The sequence below is a fragment of the Mycobacterium sp. 236(2023) genome, assembly GCF_029623955.1.
In the GTDB taxonomy this organism is placed as follows: Bacteria; Actinomycetota; Actinomycetes; order Mycobacteriales; family Mycobacteriaceae; genus Mycobacterium.
In genome coordinates this window covers 601,686-619,092 of the sequence record NZ_JARSBP010000003.1, presented here as the reverse complement: position 1 = coordinate 619,092, position 17,407 = coordinate 601,686, and the positions used below count along the sequence as shown (strand labels likewise).

17 protein-coding genes are annotated in these 17,407 nt (G+C 66.1%); 4 read left to right on the top strand and 13 right to left on the bottom strand.

Features of this window, described 5'->3' with window-relative positions; genetic code table 11:
- The first annotated feature begins 90 nt into the window (after positions 1-90).
- Positions 91-945 (top strand): cyclopropane mycolic acid synthase family methyltransferase, encoded by an 855-nt coding sequence (locus P9A17_RS14175; RefSeq protein ID WP_278039272.1) that lies wholly within the window; start codon positions 91-93, stop codon positions 943-945.
- Between the two features lie 3 nt (positions 946-948).
- On the opposite strand, the gene P9A17_RS14170 is transcribed toward P9A17_RS14175, so the two are convergent.
- Positions 949-2,208, bottom strand: a complete 1,260-nt coding sequence (locus P9A17_RS14170; protein ID WP_278039271.1) for a KasA/KasB family beta-ketoacyl-ACP synthase — start codon at positions 2,206-2,208, stop codon at positions 949-951.
- Positions 2,209-2,302: 94 nt separating this feature from the next.
- Here P9A17_RS14170 and P9A17_RS14165 point away from each other — a divergent pair, with 94 nt between their 5' ends.
- From P9A17_RS14165 to P9A17_RS14155, 3 genes are read left to right on the top strand one after another with little or no spacing between them, the layout of a single operon-like run.
- On the top strand, positions 2,303-2,518 hold the full coding sequence (locus P9A17_RS14165) for a DUF2945 domain-containing protein (RefSeq protein ID WP_278039270.1): 216 nt from the start codon (positions 2,303-2,305) through the stop codon (positions 2,516-2,518).
- Positions 2,515-2,853 carry a DUF3140 domain-containing protein gene (locus P9A17_RS14160; protein ID WP_278039269.1) on the top strand — a complete coding sequence of 113 codons (339 nt, stop codon included), beginning with the start codon at positions 2,515-2,517 and terminating at the stop codon, positions 2,851-2,853. The genes P9A17_RS14165 and P9A17_RS14160 overlap by 4 nt, the downstream gene beginning before the upstream one ends.
- Positions 2,850-3,431 carry an alpha/beta hydrolase gene (locus tag P9A17_RS14155; protein ID WP_278039268.1) on the top strand — a complete coding sequence of 194 codons (582 nt, stop codon included), beginning with the start codon at positions 2,850-2,852 and terminating at the stop codon, positions 3,429-3,431. Before P9A17_RS14160 ends, P9A17_RS14155 begins: the two co-directional genes overlap by 4 nt.
- Here P9A17_RS14155 and P9A17_RS14150 read toward each other — a convergent pair.
- The 12 genes from P9A17_RS14150 to P9A17_RS14095 all read right to left on the bottom strand — a co-directional run bounded on the left by P9A17_RS14150 (position 3,414) and on the right by P9A17_RS14095 (position 17,374).
- A complete protein-coding gene (locus P9A17_RS14150; protein ID WP_278039267.1) occupies positions 3,414-4,196 on the bottom strand; it encodes a VOC family protein in 783 nt (260 codons plus the stop codon). The two genes, P9A17_RS14155 and P9A17_RS14150, sit on opposite strands and share 18 nt — an antisense overlap.
- Positions 4,197-4,252: 56 nt before the next feature.
- Positions 4,253-5,149: an amidohydrolase family protein gene (locus P9A17_RS14145; protein WP_278039266.1), complete on the bottom strand. Its 897-nt coding sequence runs from the start codon at positions 5,147-5,149 to the stop codon at positions 4,253-4,255.
- A gap of 65 nt (positions 5,150-5,214) precedes the next feature.
- The gene (locus P9A17_RS14140) at positions 5,215-6,639 is read right to left on the bottom strand and encodes an aldehyde dehydrogenase family protein (RefSeq protein ID WP_278039265.1); all 1,425 of its coding nucleotides are present in this window, start codon (positions 6,637-6,639) and stop codon (positions 5,215-5,217) included.
- Between the two features lie 28 nt (positions 6,640-6,667).
- Entirely contained in the window at positions 6,668-8,380 is a 1,713-nt protein-coding gene (locus tag P9A17_RS14135) for a thiamine pyrophosphate-binding protein (RefSeq protein ID WP_278039264.1), read from the bottom strand.
- The gene (locus tag P9A17_RS14130; protein WP_278039263.1) at positions 8,380-9,357 is read right to left on the bottom strand and encodes an acyl-CoA dehydrogenase family protein; all 978 of its coding nucleotides are present in this window, start codon (positions 9,355-9,357) and stop codon (positions 8,380-8,382) included. Before P9A17_RS14130 ends, P9A17_RS14135 begins: the two co-directional genes overlap by 1 nt.
- Positions 9,354-10,520, bottom strand: coding sequence for an acyl-CoA dehydrogenase family protein (locus P9A17_RS14125; RefSeq protein ID WP_278039262.1), 1,167 nt, complete (start codon positions 10,518-10,520; stop codon positions 9,354-9,356). The genes P9A17_RS14130 and P9A17_RS14125 overlap by 4 nt, the downstream gene beginning before the upstream one ends.
- On the bottom strand, positions 10,517-11,434 hold the full coding sequence (locus P9A17_RS14120) for an acyl-CoA dehydrogenase family protein (protein WP_278039261.1): 918 nt from the start codon (positions 11,432-11,434) through the stop codon (positions 10,517-10,519). The genes P9A17_RS14125 and P9A17_RS14120 overlap by 4 nt, the downstream gene beginning before the upstream one ends.
- Positions 11,431-12,624, bottom strand: a complete 1,194-nt coding sequence (locus P9A17_RS14115; RefSeq protein WP_278039260.1) for an acyl-CoA dehydrogenase family protein — start codon at positions 12,622-12,624, stop codon at positions 11,431-11,433. The genes P9A17_RS14120 and P9A17_RS14115 overlap by 4 nt, the downstream gene beginning before the upstream one ends.
- Positions 12,624-13,778 carry a CoA transferase gene (locus tag P9A17_RS14110; RefSeq protein WP_278039259.1) on the bottom strand — a complete coding sequence of 385 codons (1,155 nt, stop codon included), beginning with the start codon at positions 13,776-13,778 and terminating at the stop codon, positions 12,624-12,626. Before P9A17_RS14110 ends, P9A17_RS14115 begins: the two co-directional genes overlap by 1 nt.
- Positions 13,771-14,709, bottom strand: a complete 939-nt coding sequence (locus P9A17_RS14105) for an SDR family NAD(P)-dependent oxidoreductase (RefSeq protein WP_278039258.1) — start codon at positions 14,707-14,709, stop codon at positions 13,771-13,773. Before P9A17_RS14105 ends, P9A17_RS14110 begins: the two co-directional genes overlap by 8 nt.
- Positions 14,706-15,536: a TauD/TfdA family dioxygenase gene (locus P9A17_RS14100; protein WP_278039257.1), complete on the bottom strand. Its 831-nt coding sequence runs from the start codon at positions 15,534-15,536 to the stop codon at positions 14,706-14,708. The genes P9A17_RS14105 and P9A17_RS14100 overlap by 4 nt, the downstream gene beginning before the upstream one ends.
- Entirely contained in the window at positions 15,533-17,374 is a 1,842-nt protein-coding gene (locus P9A17_RS14095) for an NAD(P)/FAD-dependent oxidoreductase (protein WP_278039256.1), read from the bottom strand. The genes P9A17_RS14100 and P9A17_RS14095 overlap by 4 nt, the downstream gene beginning before the upstream one ends.
- Positions 17,375-17,407: the final 33 nt, after the last annotated feature.

Genomic DNA, 17,407 nt, shown 5'->3' with positions numbered 1-17,407 from the left:
CGTGTTGTAATTGGTCACACGCGTTACCTGAACGGAGGTTGGTCGGGGATGACCGGGAGCAGGGTGCAACCACCCAAAACTGGCGACGACATGAAGCCTCACTTCGAAGAGGTCCAGGCACACTACGACCTCTCGGACGAGTTCTTCGGCCTGTTCCAGGATCCGTCCCGGACATACAGCTGCGCCTACTACGAGCGCGAAGACATGACGCTGGCCGAGGCGCAGGTGGCCAAGATCGATCTGTCACTGGGCAAGCTGAACCTTGAGCCCGGCATGACGTTGCTCGACATCGGCTGCGGCTGGGGTTCGGTACTCCAACGCGCTGTCGAGAAGTACGACGTCAACGTCGTCGGGCTCACCTTGAGCCGCAATCAGTGCAAGTTCGCGCAGGAACTGCTCGACGGAATCGACACCGACCGGTCCCGCCGGATTCTGCTGCGCGGCTGGGAGCAGTTCGACGAGCCCGTCGACCGGATCGTCAGCATCGAGGCCATCGAGGCGTTTCCGCAGGAGCGCTACGCGCCCTTCTTCAAGATGTGCAGCAGCGTGCTGCCCAGCGGTGGACGGTTCCTGCTGCAGGCGATCCTCGGGCATCCGCTGAAGAAGTGGCCGGAGATGGGCATCCCGATCGTGATGTCCGATCTGAAATTCATGCGGTTCATCGCCAAGGAGATCTTCCCCGGCGGCTCCGTGCCCGGCGAGGAGAACATCGTCGAACTGTCCGCCGAGGCGGGGCTGTCCCTTGAGCAGACGCAGTTCCTCAACCAGGACTACGTGCGGACCCTGGACACGTGGGCGCAGGCGCTGGAAGCCCACCACGACGAGGCCGTCGCGGCCACCTCGGAAGAGGTTTATCAGCGCTACATGAAGTACCTGACCGGCTGCAGCGATTTCTTCAACCGCGGCATCAGCGAACTGGGGCAGTTCACCCTCGTCAAGGGCTGAGCGTCACGGGCGGCCGAAGACCAGCGAGACGTTGTGGCCGCCGAAGCCGAATGAGTTGTTGATCGCGTATTCGTATCTGCCCCGTCTGGGCTCCCCGGCGACGACGTCGAGGTCGATCTCGGGGTCGAGGGTGGTCAGGTTGCGCGTCGCGGGGATCACCCCGTCGCGCAACGCCAGCAGCGTCAGGATCGACTCGACAGCCCCGACGGCGCCGACCGAATGACCCAGCGCACCCTTGGGCGCATATACCGCCGGTTTGTGTTGGCCGAGCGCATTGTTGATGGCGATGCCCTCAGCGACGTCACCGACGGTGGTGCCGGTGGCGTGCGCGTTGACGTGGTCGATGTCCGTCGGCGAAAGGCCGGCGAGCTCGGTGGCGTGCGTCATCGCGAAGCCTGCGCGCTTCCCGTTGGGGTCGGGCGCGACCATGTGGAAGCCGTCGGAGGTGATGCTCGCGCCCATCAGCCGGCCGAGGATCTTGGCACCGCGGGCCTTGGCGTGCGCCTCGGTCTCGATGACCAGCAGGGCCCCGCCCTCACCGAAGACGAATCCGTCGCGATCCTTGTCGAACGGGCGGCAGGCACCCGGCGGATCGTCGTTGTTGGTCGACATGACGATGCGCATCTGGGCGAATCCGGCGATCGGCACGGCCTCGATGCGGGCTTCCACCCCGCCGCAGATCGCGATGTCCGCCTCGCCGAAGATGATCTGGCGCCATGCTTGGGCGATGCCCTCCGAGCCGGACGCGCACGCCGACACGGGCGAGAGCACTCCCGCGCGGGCGTTGCGTTCCAGCGCGACGGCGGCCGACGGACCGCTGGGTGCGTACTGCTGCACCACCGTCGGGTTCACCTGGTCCAGCCGGCCCTCCCGGATGTGGTCGTAGGCGAACGCGAGCTCCTCGATGCCGCCCATGCCCGTGCCGATCGACACCGCGAGCCGGTTCGGGTCGACGTCGGGGGCACCCGCCTGCTCCCAGACCCGGCGGCCCAGCACGATGGCCATGCGCTGCACGTAGGAGTTGTTGTAGTTCTCCTCGGGAGTCAGCTCGTCATCGAACGACTCCAGCAGGTGACCGCCGATGCGCACTGGCAGGTCGAACTCCTCGATGAAGGAGTCCTCCAGAGTGCGGATACCGCTACGGCCGTCCAGCAGTGCCTGCCAGGTCGTCTCGGCGTCAGTTCCGAGCGCGGTTGTCATCACCATGCCGGTGACGACCACGTCAGGCACATTGGGAAGTTTCCGAATGTGTGCGTTCGTCATCGTCTCCCTTCCCGAAACTGCGAGATTATTACCCCACTATGACGCTATTTTCACCCGGCAAGCATCGCTTTCCTGGCCGGGTATCCGAACGCTCATGAGTCAGCAAAGCTTCCGAAAAGGCGACAAGGTCACATGGCAGAGCCACGGCAGCACCGCCGAGGGCACCGTCGAGAAGAAGATCACCTCCGATACCGAAGCCGCGGGCCGCACCGTGCGAGCCTCCAAGGACGAGCCGCAGTACCAGGTCCGGAGCGACAAGAGCGGCGGCGACGCCGTGCACAAGCCCGAGGCGTTGAAGAAGAAGTCATGAGCGACGAGGACGATCAGAAGACCTACGACGACTTCAAAGAAGCGGTCAACATGACCGCCTCGGAGATCGATAAGTGGTTAGGCACCGATGAGGCGGAGGCCGTCGGGCAAAAATCCTCGGGCGGCGGCGAGTCGACAGGACATCGCAGCGGACGCCGGATAGTCGACATCCTGGGAACCAAGAAGGCCGACCTGTCCGACGACGATTACGCCCATATGCGCAAAGTCGTCGGCTATGTCCACCGGCATCGGGCTCAGGGACCGTCCAAGGATGTCGAGCACTCCGACTGGCGATACTCGTTGATGAACTGGGGTCACGACCCCACCAAGTCGTGACCGACACATTCGTCGTTCTGCTGCCGGGCGGAAAGGCCAACAGCACGCTCGCGGCACGGCCCTGGCAGCTGGCGAACCTGCGCATGGTGTGGCTGAAGATCTCGCTGCGCGTCCGACTCCCACGCTCCATAGGCATCCGCCGCGTGCGCTATCGAGTGCGGGGCTGGAACGGTGCTGCCGAGGATCCGGTGCGCGATGCCGGTAGGGCGCTCGATGTGCTGACCGGCGCCCGCCGGGTGGTGCTCGTCGGCCATTCGATGGGCGGCCGCGTTGCGGCGCATCTGGCGTCGCGGCCCGAGGTGGCCGGGGTCGTCGCCCTCGCCGCGTGGTGGCCGGCGGGCGAGGGTGATCGGATCGACGCGGGAACTCGGCTGGTTGCACTGCACGGGACCGCCGACACGTGGACGAGCCCCCAGGAGTCGCGTCGGCAGGTCGACCGTGCTGCCGCGCGGGGTGTGGATGCCCGGTGGATTCCGATGGCGGGTGGCCACTTCATGGTGCGGCAGGCAGGGGCGTGGCATCGCCGGACGGCTCAGGCCGTCGCGGCGATGCTCGAAGGATCAGCTCTGGACGGATGACAGGTTGAAGCCTGCGCCTGTCGGATCGGCGACGGCGGCGAGTCTGCCGTACGGGGTGTCCTCCGCGCCGCGCTCGACGGTGCCGCCGTTGGCGACGATGAGCTCCACGGTTTTATCGACGTCGTCGGACGCGAGGAACACGGTCCACGTCGAAGGCACGCCGTCGGGCAGGTACACGCTGCCGTCCATCACGCCGACCAACTCCTCGCCCCCGAATACAGCTGTGCTGTAGCGGAATTCGTCGGTGTCAGAGACCGTGTTGATGTGCCAGCCGAAGGCGTCGCGATAGAAGTCGAGTGCCTTGCCGTAGTCCTTGGTGGTCAGCTGGTGATAGAGCGGTGCGCCGTGTTCGTTGACGAGCTCGAAGCCGCGATGGCCGGTCGGCTGCCACAGGCCGAAGAAGGCGCCCGTGGGGTCCGACAGCATGCCCATCCACCCTTTGTTCTTGATCTCCATCGGCTCGGCCGACTCTTCGCACGTCTGGGCTCCCGCGGTGGCGGCCTGGGCGATCGTGGCCCTGATGTCGACCGTGTGCAGATAGGTGGTCCACGTGTCGGGGACTTCCCACTGCGGATCGTTGGCCATCAGACCGGCGACAGGCCTGCCATCGCGGAAGGCGTTGGTGTAACCGCCGTATTCGGGACCTGCCGACTCGAAGGTCCACCCGAACACCGCTCCGTAGAACGCTTGGGCGCCGTCGAGGTCGGAAGTGGTGAGGTCGATCCAGATCGGTGCGCCCAGCGGGGCGGATTCACGAACGGGCATGGCGGTCTCCTCGGGTCGGGGTCAGTACCGGTGCAGACCGCGGCCGCCATCGAAACTCATCGCGCCGGACTCGTCTCGATACCGAGGACCTTCAGCGCGTTCTGCTTGTAGATCAGCGGGATCGCCGCCGGGTCGATGTCGAGGGTGTCGAAGTCGCGTCGCCACCGGTCGATCTGGATGTACGGAAAGTCGGTGCCGAACAGCACTTTCGTGCGCAACTGCCGCGACATCGCGTGAATGAGCTGCGGCGGGAAGTACTTCGGGCTCCAACCCGACAGATCGATGTAGACGTTGGCCTTGTGCCCGGCGATCGCGATCTGCGAGTCCACCCACGGCACGGCGGGGTGGGCCATCACGATCGTCAGCTCCGGAAAGTCCGCTGCGACGTCGTCGAGCAGCATCGGGTCGCTGTAGCGCAGTTTGATGCGATGCCCGCCGGGCAGCCCGGCGCCCATGCCCGTCTGCCCGGTGTGGAACAGCGCGGGCACGCCGGCTTCGGCGATCGCGTGGTAGATCGGGTAGTACGCGCGGTCGTTGGGTTCGAATGCCTGCATGCTCGGATGGAACTTGAAGCCTTTGACGCCGTAATCGCGGACGAGTTCGTGCACGCGATGCACGGCGTGCCGGCCCTGCCATGGGTCGACGGAGCCGAACGGGATCAGCACGTCGTTGTTCCGTGCCGCCCCCAGAATCAGGTCCTCGATCGAGTTGGGGGCGTGTCGCATGCCGTGCCTGGCGTCGATCGTGAAGACGACGGCGGCGGTGTTGTGCCTGCGGTAGATGTCGGCCACCGCGTCGACGCTTGCGGTGATGCCCTCGGGCATCTTGAAGTACTTCGCGGTGGCCTCGACCAGCACGTCGTCGTAGGCCTTGTGGCCGTGACTGTCGACCTCGACGTGGGTGTGGATGTCGATGGCCTCGACGGCGTCGAAGTCGATCCCGTATTCGTACACTCCACTTCCCCCTGCGGTTTCGGCGTAGTTGGCCAACCGTAGCGTGACCAACTACGCCGAAATCGCTACTCGGGTGAGTAGCCGAGCGCGGCCTTCGTCTCCAGGTACTCGTCGAACGCGAACTGGCCCCACTCGCGACCGTTGCCGCTGCGCTTGTAGCCGCCGAACGGGGCGGCCATGTCGAAGCCGTGGTTGATCGCGACGGAACCGGCTCTGATGCGACGGGCCACGGCGCGGGCCTGGTCCAGGTCGGCGCCGGAAACGTAGCCGGCGAGCCCGTACTCGGTGTCGTTGCCGATCTCGACGGCCTGGTCGATGTCGTCGTAGCCGAGGATGCACAACACCGGCCCGAAGATCTCCTCGCGCGCGATCGTCATGTCGTTGGTGACGTTCGCGAACACCGTCGGCTTGACGAAGTAGCCGGCGTCGAGCCCGTCGGGACGACCGGTACCGCCGACGACGAGCGTGGCCCCTTCGTCGATGCCCTTCTGGATCAGCCCCTGGATCTTGTCGAACTGCGCCTTGGAGGCGACCGGGCCGATCGCGGTCTTGTCACCGGGGTCACCGACCTTGACCGCGCCGGCGACCTCGCGGGCGACGGCGATGGCTTCGTCCATCCGCGAGTTCGGTACGAGCATGCGCGACGGCGCGTTGCAGCTCTGCCCGCTGTTCATCATCATCACCGAGGTTCCCGCGGTGACGCTCTTGGCGAAGTCCTCGTCGTCGAGCACGATGTTGGGACTCTTGCCGCCGAGTTCCTGCGACACCCGCTTGACGGTCGGCGCCGCGCTCCTGGCGACCTCGATGCCCGCGCGGGTCGAGCCGGTGAACGACACCATCTCGATGTCGGGATGGCTCGACAGCGCCGCGCCGACACCTTGCCCGTCACCGTAGATCAGGTTGTACACCCCGGCGGGAACGCCTGCGGCGTCGATGATCTCGGTGAAGATCTGCGCCGAGTACGGCGCGACCTCCGACGGCTTGAGCACCATCGTGCAGCCGGTCGCCAGCGCCGGGTAGACCTTGACGGCGATCTGGTTGATGGGCCAGTTCCACGGCGTGATCAGGCCGCACACCCCGATCGGCTCCTTGACCACCAACGTCGACCCGTGCTGCTCCTCGAACTGGAAGTTCTTCAGCACGTCGATCGCGGTGGCGAGATGGCCCATGCCAAGACCGACCTGAGGTCCTGCGGCCAGCGATGCCGGCGCACCCATCTCCTCGGTGACGGCCTCGGCGAGGTCGCCTGCACGCTTCTGGTACTCGGCAAGGATGTTGCCGAGCACTTCGAGGCGCTCTTCGCGGGTGGTTTGTGACCAGGTGGTGAAGGCCTTGCGGGCCGCCTCGACCGCTTTGTCGACGTCGGCGGCGGTGCCGAGGGCGATCTTGCCGGAGACCTGCTCGGTGGTCGGGTTGTCGACGTCGAGGGCCCCGGATTCGACGGGGTCGACCCACTCGCCGTTGATGTAGAACTTCAGGTATTCGCGCATAACATGCACTCTTCCTTAGTCGACGCAGTTACTGGGTGCCTTCTGCATACCAGGTCCGGAATCGGTCGTACTTCGGCATCTCCTCGGAGTTGGCCTTCGGGTCGATGCACACGTGCACGACGCCGACCTTTCCGCTGGCGTACGCGCGTGCGATCGCCGGACCGATCTCGTCTTCCTTCTCCACGTATTCACCGTGGCAGCCGAAGCCTTCGCCGATCTTGTCCATCCGGACGTCCTTACTCCAGTGCACGCCCGGCTGCGGGGACGGCTGCTCGAAGGTGCGTTTGTAGACGCCGACCTCGAGGCCCCATTGATGGTCGACGCCGACGACGCAGACCAGGGGCAGGTTCAGCCGGGCCGCCGTCTCCAGCTCGGCGATGTGGAACAGGAACGCTGAATCACTTGTCAGCAACATGACGGGCCGCTTGCCGCCCTCGGCGACCGAAGCGCCGACGGCATACGGCAGCCCGGTGCCGAGGTGGCCGAAGTTCTGGTTCCAGATCACGTCGCGCGGCTTGGACTGCGAATAGGTCCACTGGAAGATGACCGTCGCGCCGCCGTCGCGCACGAGGATGCCGTCCTCGAGTTCGTTGAACGCCTTCGTGGATTCGACGACGTAGCGCGCGGGGTGGATCGGGGAGCGTCCCGACGGGGCGTTCTCGGCCAGCTGCGCGAGCTCGGCCGCGTCGGCCTTGACGAGCTTGTCGAGGTTGACCGACGGCGTGCGCGGCGTCTCCTTGAGCGCTTCGACGAGCTGCGGCACGACACCGCGGAGATCGCCGACGAGCGGCACGTCGAACGAGCGGTTGACGCCGATGGCGGTGGGGTCCTGCTCGACGTAGATCCACTTGCGGTTGGCGTCGTTGCCCGCCCAGTGCTGGGTTCTGCCGTAGTGCATGGGTTCACCGAGCTCGGTGCCGAGTGCGACGCAGAGGTCGGACTCCTCGACGGCTTCGTTGGCCGCCGGCGAGAACAGATACGGGAACGTCCGGTCCTGCAGTCCCGGGATGAACGACGTGCCACCGGAAGTCTGGATCACCGGGCAGTTCATCAGCTCGGCGAGCTCCTTGACCTCCTGCTGGGTGCGCGACGTGTGCACGCCGTGGCCGACGAGCAGGATCGGGCTCTGGGCCTCGCGGATCAACCGGACGGCCTCGGCGACCTCGGGGGCGCCCGCACCCTGGTTGACGAGGCGATACTTGTTGGGCGGCAATGCCTCCGGTACATCCAGCTCTTCGAGGATGATGTGCGACGGATACTCGACGTAGCACGGCCCGGGGGTGCCGGACATCGACCTGCGGATCGCCTCCCGGATGATCTCGTCGGTCTGATCGGCGTACTCGATCGAGCTGCTGTACTTCACTGAGTCCGCGAAAAGCGGTTCCTGCTGCACGAATTGGATCCGGCCGCGACGCACCCGTCGCTCGGTGACACGGGCGCGCTGCCCGCCGAGGAAGATCACCGGCGAGTTCTCGACCAGTGCGCACTGGATCGCTCCGGCGATGTTGGCCATGCCCGGCCCCAGCGTGCCGATGCACAGGCCCGGCTTGCCGGTCATCCGTGAGGCAGCCTCGGCCATGAAGCCGGCGCTGAGCTCGTGGTGCGGTGCGACGACGGACCATCCGCGCGCTTCGGCTTCGGTGAACATATGCACGAAGTTGGGATCGGGGATGCCGAAGAGCGTGTTGACGCCCTCGGCCTCGAACAGGTCGAGAATGCGCTTGTAAACCGGGACACCCATCAGTACTCCTTCTTCTTGTATCGCTGTACGACTCGTTGTCGGTGCGCGGCAGACGAACCGAAGAGCGATCGGTTCAATGCCGCGCGTTTCAGGTAGGTGTGGATTCCGCTCTCCCACGTGTAGCCGATGCCGCCGTGCAGCTGCATGGCCTTGCCCGCGATGTCGACGGCAGCAGAGCAGGTATAGGACTTGGCCATCGCCGCGGGAACCGAGGCATCGCCGCCCTCGGCGACCGCCTGCACGGCCTCGGATACGAGTTGTCGGGACACCTCGATGGCGACCAGCATGTCGGCACACGCGTGCTTGACGGCCTGGAAGGATCCGATCGGACGGCCGAACTGGTGCCGCACCTTGACGTAATCGACAGTCGCGGAGAGCATCTGCTCGGCGATGCCGAGGCTGTCGACGGCGATGCCGACGGCGGCACGGTCGCGGATCGCCGAGGGTCGCTCACACGTGAGCACCGTCTCGGGGATGGCAGCGTCGGCGGTGACCACAGCGAGTCGGCGGGTCTCGTCGATGACGGGCTGCGCGGTGATCGTCAGTGCGTCGGCCGGAACGACGGCGTAGCCGTCGTTGATGCGGATCAGCAACCGGTCTGCGCCGAGCGCGTCGGAGACGAATTGGGCGTTCCCGGTGACTTTGCCTGATTCGTAGGAGAATTCGTCGGTGACGACGGCGTACCGGCTGCTGCCGTCGGCGACGGCGGCGAGGTGTTCGCCAGGAGCATTTCTGAGGGCCTCGACAGCCAGAGCGGCGCTGCCCAGGTAATGGTTTGCACCCGCGGCCCGGCCGATCTGTTCGAGGATCAGAGCGGTTTCGGTGAACGTCGCTCCTGCACCGCCGAACTCCTCGGGCACCTCGAGGCCGGTCCATCCCGCGTCGACGAGGACCGCCCACTCGACCTCGCGGTCCTTGGCGAGGACATCGCCTGCGACAGAGCGCAACTCGGCGTGAAACTCTTCGAAACTGCTCATGCCACGCTCGGCTCTCGAGGCAGCTCCAGCCCACGCTCGGCGATGATGGTCCGCTGGATCTCGCTGGCACCGCCCGGGATGGTCCACTCCCACGACCCGAGGAAATCGAGGACCCAGGAACCGGATTCCCATCCGCTGGACATGGGTTTGGCCACCACGGTGTGCGCTTCGGGACCACCGATCTCGGTGCCGAAGTCGGTCATCCGCTGCAACAGCTCGCTGTAGTACAGCTTCACGACGGACGCATCAGCAGGCCCTGTGGGTCCGTCCTGCACGATGCGGCGGCACATGCCGCGCAGCCCGGTGAGCTCGGCCTCGAACTGTGCGAGACGATCGGCGACCAGAGGATCGTCGAGGTCCGCGGACTCGACGAGCCACCGAAAGCCGGCGTTGCCCAACCGTTCTGCCAGTTCGAGCATCGTCATTCCACGCTCGGCACCAAGGGTGGCCTGTGCTACCTGCCAGCCCTGGTTCTCGGTTCCAACCAGGTCGGTAGCGGGAATGCGCACGTTGTCGAGGAAGATCTCACAGAAGTGCGAGTCGCCGATGGCGTTGCGGATAGGCCGCACGTCGACGCCGGGGCTTTTCATGTCGAGCAGGAAGTAGGAAATTCCCTTCCGCTTCGGGGCGTCAGGGTCCGTGCGAGCGAGCAGCAGACACCAGTCGGCATGCATCCCACCGCTGGCCCACAACTTCTGCCCGTTGACCACATAGCTTTTTTCGTCGTCGTCACCACTCAGGCGGGCCGTCGTGCGCAGGGCGGCCAGGTCTGATCCTGCCTCCGGCTCGGAGAACCCCTGCACCCAGATCTCCCCGTCGAGGATCGCCGGAAGGTGCTGGCGCCGTTGCTCTTCGGTGCCTGCGATCAGCAGCGTGGAGGCGGCGTGGTGGATTCCGACGAACGCGAGGACGAGCCGGGGTGCGTCGTGGGCCGCGAGCTCCTGATAGAGCACGACTTGCTTCTCGACCGGCATACCACCGCCCCATTCGGCGGGCCAGTGTGGGACGGCATAGCCTGCGCCGCGCAGCTCGGCGAACCACGCCTTCTGGAACCGGACGAACTCCGCTTCGTCAACGCCGGTCTGGTCCGCACGCCAGTTCGGCGGCACATGGTCGCGGCACCAGGCGCGCACCTCGGCGCGGAATGCCTCCAGATCGCTCACGAGTACAGTCCCGCCAGCCCGCGGCGCCCCGCCACCGTGGTGAGGTGGTCACGCGTTCCGGACAGCCCGAAGGGCAAGCGGCGCAACGGCTGGCTGTAGCGCGATAGCCACGACAGGTGGGTCTCGTCGCAGAAGCCGACCGCACCGTGCAGCTGATGGCACACGCGGAACACCACATCGGCGGCCTCGATCGCCGCCATCCGCAACGCCAATGCGTCGTCGACCGCGTGCGGCTGATCCGTCGCCACGGACCACAGCGCGTGCTTGGCCAGGATGTCGACGCCGCTGCGTTCGACCTCGGCGTCGGTCAGCTGGAACTGGACACCCTGGAAGGACGACAGCGTCTGACCGAACTGCTTGCGCAGGCTGACGTGGGCGACCGTCAACGCGATCGCTCGGTCGAGCATCCCGAGCAATGTCCAGCAGGGCAGCACGAGCCCCAGCGCGACGTCGCTGGCACCGTCACCGTCGAGTGCCGTCAACTCGAGCTCGGTGACGAACGCAGGCCCTGTCGAGCCGTGCCCGGACACAGTGAACCGCTGACCTTCGAGATTTACTGCAGCCCAACGCAAGTCGAGGCCGGCGATGGTCGCCGACGGCCTGGCGCCCCCGACGACGAGGAGTCCGTCTACGTCGAGGTCCGCCGGTGCGGAGAGCCGCTCGGCTAACGGGTAGGGCAGCGCCCAGAATCCCGCGCTGCGACACAGCGCCGCGGCCGCCTCGAGCCCGTCGGTGTCGGTGCGCGGGTCGAGCTCCCACGCGCCGAGTTCGGCGAGTACCGGCCCCACAAGCGATTCCCGGGAATCGGGGGCGGCCTCCGCCTGCTCGACAAGCCGGTCCCCGCCTGCGGCTTCGAAAGCCTGCAAGGCTTGACGCCCGTACTCCAGAGCGTCGTCGGACAGATCGAGGATCATCGGGCACCCGTGCTCTCTTTGCTCCTCGCGTCCGCGGTCAGCATCGCGCGAGACAGCAGAATACGTTGCATTTCAATACTTCCCGACGAGACCGTGGACGCCTGCGAGTACTTCCAGTGGTCTTCCACTTCACCGAGGAACCACGCGGCTCGCTCGTCGTCGTGCCGCACCTCGGCGGCGATGTCCATCAACACCTCGGCGCTGTCCTGATCGAGCTTCGTCACCGCGATGCGGTAGGCCGACGCGTCACCCGGGGTGATCCTGCCGCTGCTCTGCAGGGCGACCACCCGGTAGGCGAGCAGCCGCGCGCGGCGGCAGTGCGTCTGCATCCGGATCCACCGACCGCGCAGCTCCCCGGGCAGCGATTCCCACCGCTCGCCCAGCACCGCGGGCGCGGCCGCGAGCAACCGCTCGCAGCGGGCATACCGGGCAATGCCGACCCGTTCGAACGACATCACGTCCTGCACGATCGACCAGCCTTGGTCGACGGTGCCGAGCACGTCGGCCTCGGTGACGCGCAGGTCGTCGAAGAACACCTCGTTGAGGTGGTGCGGGCCCAGCATGGTGCCGATCGGCCGGACGGTGATCGCCGGATCATCCATCGGGACAAGGAAGATCGTCAGACCCTGCTGCTTCTTCTGGGTTGCACCTTCTCCCACTCTCGAAGTTCGGGCCAACAGGAAGCACCACTGCGCCATCGTCGCGTACGACGTCCAGATCTTCTGGCCGCTCACCAGCCAACCTTCGTCGTCGCGTCGCGCGGTGGTTCGCAGCGACGCCAGATCAGACCCCGCTTCGGGCTCGGAGAATCCCTGGCACCAGATCACGTCCCCCGCCGCGATCGGCGGCAGGTGCGTGCGCCGCTGCTCCGCGGTGCCGTGACGCATGATGATCGGACCGACCCAGTTGACGCCCATGTACTGTGCGCCGCGCGGTTCGTGATGCGCCCACATCTCTTCGCGCACCACGGTCTGCTCCCACACCGAGGCGCCGCCGCCGCCGAACTCCTCCGGCCACGCCATGCACAGCAGATTGCGCGCGGCCAGCGTGCGGCAGAAACTCTGCGCGGTCTCCAGGTCGGCCGGGTCGTCGGTGAACGCACCGAGGAAGCCTTCGGGCACATGCTCATTGACGAGCGCGCGCAACTCGCCGCGCAGGTCACCGGCCCGCTTACCCATGTCGAAGTCCATCAGCGCACCCGTTCCGTCCCGAGACCCAGCTCTTCGAGCACGGCGTCGGTATCGGCACCGAGTTCGGGTGCCGGGCCGCGGACCTTGCCCGGCGTGCGCGAGAACCACGTCGGCACACCCGGGAACTTCACGGGGCCGTGCGGTGTGTCCACGGTTTCGAACAGCCCGACGGCATTGAGATGCGGATCGTCGAACAGCGCGTCCGGTGTGTTCAGCGGTGCTGCGGGAATCTCCAACTCGCGGAAGAGATCCAGCCACTCGTCGGTGGTGCGTTCCTGCAATGTCTGAGCCACGAGCCCGTAGACGGCGTCGATCTGGTGGGCTCGCGCCTCCAGCGTCGCGTACAGGTCGGAGGCCCAGGGCGGTTGGACCGCCGCGACGAACGCATTCCAGTGTTTGTCGTTGTAGATGAGCGCGGCGATGTAGCCGTCCTTGGTGCGGTACGGGCGCCGGTTCGGTGCCACGGTGCGCGGGTAGACGGCAGGACCGAGAGGGGGGTCGAACATGGCGCCGTTGGCATGCTCGACCAGCATGAAGGACGCCATGGTCTCGAACATGGCGACTTCGACCTCTTGGCCTTCCCCGGTCCGCTCCCGATGGAACAACGCCATCGTGGTCGCGTACAACGCAGTCAGCCCGGCCACCTTATCCGCCATGATCGTGCCGACGTAGTCCGCCTCGCCGGTGAGTTGTCTTTGCACAGCCGGAATTCCGCATTCGGCCTGAATGGTGTCGTCGTAGGCGGGGCGATCCCGTTCGGGGCCGCGCCTGCCGTATCCGTAGCAGTTCGTGTAGATGATCGTCGGGTTGATCGCGGCGACGTCGTCGTAGCCGAACCCCAGTTTCGCGATCGCCTTGGAGCGCATCGAATGGATGAACACGTCGGCGCGTTCGATGAGTGCCCGCATCGCCGCCTGGCCTTCTTCGGACCGCAGATCCAGCACGACGCTGCGCTTGCCGCGGTTGACGTTGACGAACACGCCGCTCATGCCGGACACCGGCCCGACGGAGATGAAGCGCGTGTTGTCGCCCTGCGGGGGTTCGACTTTGATCACGTCGGCACCCATATCGGCCATGATCTGCGTGCAGTAGGGGCCCATCACCATCGCCGTGAGGTCGACGACGCGAATCCCGGCGAGCGGTCCGTCAGACATGCGCAGCACCCCGTCGGCTCGCCATGCCGAAGCTGTACCGGATGTGGTCGTTGTGCCCGTCGGGGACCACCGGGAACGTGACAGGTTCGGTGCGGTCGCGGATCGCGGCGAGATGCTCACCGACCTCGGCCATCGTCCATGACGGCCGGTACACGCCGGGCGATTCGGTGATCACGGCGGTGGCGACCCGGCCCGCCAGCGCGACGAACATCTCCCCTGTTGCCGAACAGCTTTCGTGCGCGAGGTAGCCGACGACGGGCGCGACGAGTTCGGGCCCCATCGGCGGGTAGGCCGAGGTGTCGATGCCTTCGGCCATCCTCGTCACCGCAGCGGGCACGATCACGTTGCTCTTCACGTTGTGCGCTGCACCTTCCATCGCCGCGACATTCGACAGGCCGATCACACCGGCTTTCGCGACGGCGTAGTTGGCGACGTCGTGGTTGCCGTACAGGCCGCCGATCGACGACGTCAGCACGATCCGCCCGTATTCGGCGTCGCACATCACCGGGAATGCGGGACGCACGACGTGGAACGCGCCGCGCAGGTGCACATCGAGGACGGCGTCGAAGTCGTCGTAGGTCATCGTCGTCAACGAGGCCCGCCGCACGATTCCCGCGTTGTGGACGAGGATGTCGACGCCGCCGAACCGGTCGACGGCGGTGGCGATGATCGCCTGCCCACCTTCGGGACTGGCCACCGAGTCGGTGTTGGCGACGGCTTCGCCTCCGGCGTCGATGATCTCGCGCACCACGTCGTATGCCGGGCCCGTGTCTGCGCGGCCCCCACTGCCGCCGTCGAGGGCGCCGCCGGGGTCGTTCACCACGACTTTGGCGCCCTGGGCCGCGAGCAACAGCGCGTAGGCGCGGCCGAGCCCGCGGCCGCCGCCGGTGACGACGGCGACGCGACCGTCGAACCTCAGGTCGTCGCTCAAGCGAACGGCTCCTCGCCCTCGAGTTTGGTGCGGTTGAGCAGCCGGCCCGAGTCCGGGTTGTACGGCCGGGCGCGGTGCATCGTGCCGGTGTTGTCCCAGATCACCAGGTCGCCGACCGACCACTGGTGGCGATAGACGAACTGCGGTTGGGTGGACCATTCCCGCAGCCGGACAAGAAGTTCCGTGCTCTCGCGGCGGTCCAAACCGACGACATGGCCCGCCGTGCAGCCCAGCACCAGCGACTTGCGGCCTGAACTGTGCCGCCACACCAGCGGCAATTCGCGCTCGCCGATCGACATCATCGCCTGCAGCGTCTTCAGGTCGGGTTCGGGCTCGTAGTACATCAGCGTCGTCCACGTGGAGTGCACCACGCGCAGGCCGTCGATCTGCGCCTTGTCCTCGTCGGAGAGGTCGTCGTAGGCAGCGTAGGTGTTGCAGAACTCGGTGTCGCCGCCGCCGTCGCTGGGCAGCACCTTGCTCGACAGCAGCGAGGCAAGGATCGGGACCTCGTTCATCGTGCCGTCGAGATGCCAGTACAGCGAGCCTTTGAGGTAGTCGGCCTGCTTGTTGACCTTCGTGTCCAACGTGACGTTGTACACCTTCTCGCCCTTGCGCTCGGTGGCGAGTGTGCCGAGTGTCTCGGTGAAAGCGACCTGCTCGTCATCGGTGAACCCGATCTCGGGGAAGACCAGTACTCCTCGTTGTTCGAGCAGATCGCGAAGCTCGCCCGCGTGGTCGCCGGACAGCAGCGCGGCCTTGTCGGCGAGAATCCGCGTGCCGATGCGCGGGCTGATCTCCTGGCTGGAAAGTCGGAGCGATGTGGTCATTGGGACAGCTCCAATCCGTCCAGGTCGCCGTTGGCGCGCCATTCGGCGATCAGCTCGTCGAACGCATAAAAGCCCGGCGAGTAGAAGTCACCGAGGAATGCGCCGTTCTTCACGGCACCACCCTGGCCTTCGTTGTTGTAATAGCCGGGCGTGCAGGACAGTTCGAAGGCCGAGTTGTCGATCGCCAGCTCACGAACGGTGCTGACCCAGGCGTCCTGACCGTCCTGAGTCGGCTCCACCGTCGTGGCGCCCCGGTTCTGTGCCTCGGCGATGATGTAGGCGATGTGTTTGGCCTGCTGTTCGAGCATCGCGGTCGTGTTGGCCGACACGCCACCCTGGATGAAGCCCATGAAGAACTGGTTCGGGAAGCCCCTGCTGGTCATGCCGTGCAGGGTCTTGTAGTCATCGCCCCAATGGTCGAACAGTGAGAGCCCGTCGCGACCGACGATCGTGTCGATCGCGAATCGGCGGCTGATCTCGGTGGAGATTTCGAAGCCACTGGCGAAGATGACGCAGTCGACTTCGTACTCGACGCCGTCGGCCACGATCCCCTTCTCGGTCAGGCGTTCCACACCTTTGGACGCGGACACGTCGACCAGGGTGACGTTGGGCCGGTTGAAGGTCGCCAGGTAATGCTCGCTGGATGTCGGTCGCTTGCACATGAACCGGTAGTACGGCTTGAGCGCTTCAGCCGTGTCGGGGTCTTCGACGATCTCGGCGACGCGGCGTCGCAGCCGCTCCATGATCTTGTAATCTTCTTCTTCCCGGAAGGCCATGATCTGTTCGATCGTCACCTCAGCGGGATTCTCGCTGCCTGCGACGCGGGCGGTCAGGTTGCGGCCGAGCTCAGTCCAGAAGTCGCACACCAGATCCGGCTCGCCGAACACGACGCCGACGAACGGTGACCAGTTGTGGAAGTTCTTCTTGCGTTCTTCCTGCCAACCCGGCTGCAACGTGGCGGCCCACTCCGGATCGGTGGGTGGGTTCGTCCGCGCGTCGACCGACGACGGGGTGCGCTGGAACACGAACAGCTGCTGGGCATCGCGGCCGAGATGCGGAACGAGTTGGATTCCGGTGGCTCCGGTGCCGATGAGTGCGACGCGCTTGTCCGCCAGCTTGTCGAGGCCACCGTCGGCGGTTCCGCCGGTGTAGTCGTAATCCCAACGAGCGGAGTGGAACACGTGACCTGCAAAGTCTTTGATGCCGGGGATGCCGGGCAGCTTGGGACGGTTGTAGGAACCCTGGGCCATGACGACGAAGCGGGCCCGGATCTGGTCACCGCGGTCGGTGCTGATCTGCCAGCGCTGCGAGGCGTCCTCCCAACGCAATTCGCGCACCTGGGTGGAGAACAGCGCGCCGTCGTACAGTCCGAAGTGCTTGCCGATGTTGCGGCAGTGCTCGAAGATCTCGGCGCCGTCGGCGAACTTCTTGCTCGGCATGAAGTCGAGCTCTTCGAGTAGCGGGATGTAGCAGTACGCGTCGTTGTCGCACTGAATTCCTGGGAATCGGTTCCAGTACCAGACCCCACCGAAGTCGCCGGCCATCTCGATGACGCGGACACCGTCCACGCCCGCCTTCTTCAGGTACGCGCCCGCGAGCAACCCGGCGAAGCCGCCGCCGAGGACCACGACGTCGGCGTCCTCGATGATCGGGTCACGCTCGGTCACCGTCGTGTACGGGTCCGTCTCGTAGAAGTCGGCGAAATCGCCTTCCAGTTCCTGGTACTGGTCGGCGCCTTCGGGCCGCAGGCGCTTGGCGCGCTCGGCCGCGTACTTCTCCCGGATGGCCGGGATGTCGATGTCGGTGGGCGTGTCGGTGGGCCCGCACGGGGTCGTCATGTGTCTCCTAACTCGTGAATTCGGCGTAGTTGG

Bases quoted from the DNA above. Each gene is read 5' to 3' on its own strand.
- P9A17_RS14175 (WP_278039272.1), top strand. From the start codon at position 91: ATGAAGCCTCACTTCGAAGAGGTCCAGGCACACTACGACCTCTCGGAC.
- P9A17_RS14170 (WP_278039271.1), bottom strand. From the start codon at position 2,208: ATGACGAACGCACACATTCGGAAACTTCCCAATGTGCCTGACGTGGTC.
- P9A17_RS14165 (WP_278039270.1), top strand. From the start codon at position 2,303: ATGAGTCAGCAAAGCTTCCGAAAAGGCGACAAGGTCACATGGCAGAGC.
- P9A17_RS14160 (WP_278039269.1), top strand. From the start codon at position 2,515: ATGAGCGACGAGGACGATCAGAAGACCTACGACGACTTCAAAGAAGCG.
- P9A17_RS14150 (WP_278039267.1), bottom strand. From the start codon at position 4,196: ATGCCCGTTCGTGAATCCGCCCCGCTGGGCGCACCGATCTGGATCGAC.
- P9A17_RS14140 (WP_278039265.1), bottom strand. From the start codon at position 6,639: ATGCGCGAATACCTGAAGTTCTACATCAACGGCGAGTGGGTCGACCCC.
- P9A17_RS14135 (WP_278039264.1), bottom strand. From the start codon at position 8,380: ATGGGTGTCCCGGTTTACAAGCGCATTCTCGACCTGTTCGAGGCCGAG.
- P9A17_RS14130 (WP_278039263.1), bottom strand. From the start codon at position 9,357: ATGAGCAGTTTCGAAGAGTTTCACGCCGAGTTGCGCTCTGTCGCAGGC.
- P9A17_RS14120 (WP_278039261.1), bottom strand. From the start codon at position 11,434: ATGATCCTCGATCTGTCCGACGACGCTCTGGAGTACGGGCGTCAAGCC.
- P9A17_RS14115 (WP_278039260.1), bottom strand. From the start codon at position 12,624: ATGGACTTCGACATGGGTAAGCGGGCCGGTGACCTGCGCGGCGAGTTG.
- P9A17_RS14110 (WP_278039259.1), bottom strand. From the start codon at position 13,778: ATGTCTGACGGACCGCTCGCCGGGATTCGCGTCGTCGACCTCACGGCG.
- P9A17_RS14100 (WP_278039257.1), bottom strand. From the start codon at position 15,536: ATGACCACATCGCTCCGACTTTCCAGCCAGGAGATCAGCCCGCGCATC.
- P9A17_RS14095 (WP_278039256.1), bottom strand. From the start codon at position 17,374: ATGACGACCCCGTGCGGGCCCACCGACACGCCCACCGACATCGACATC.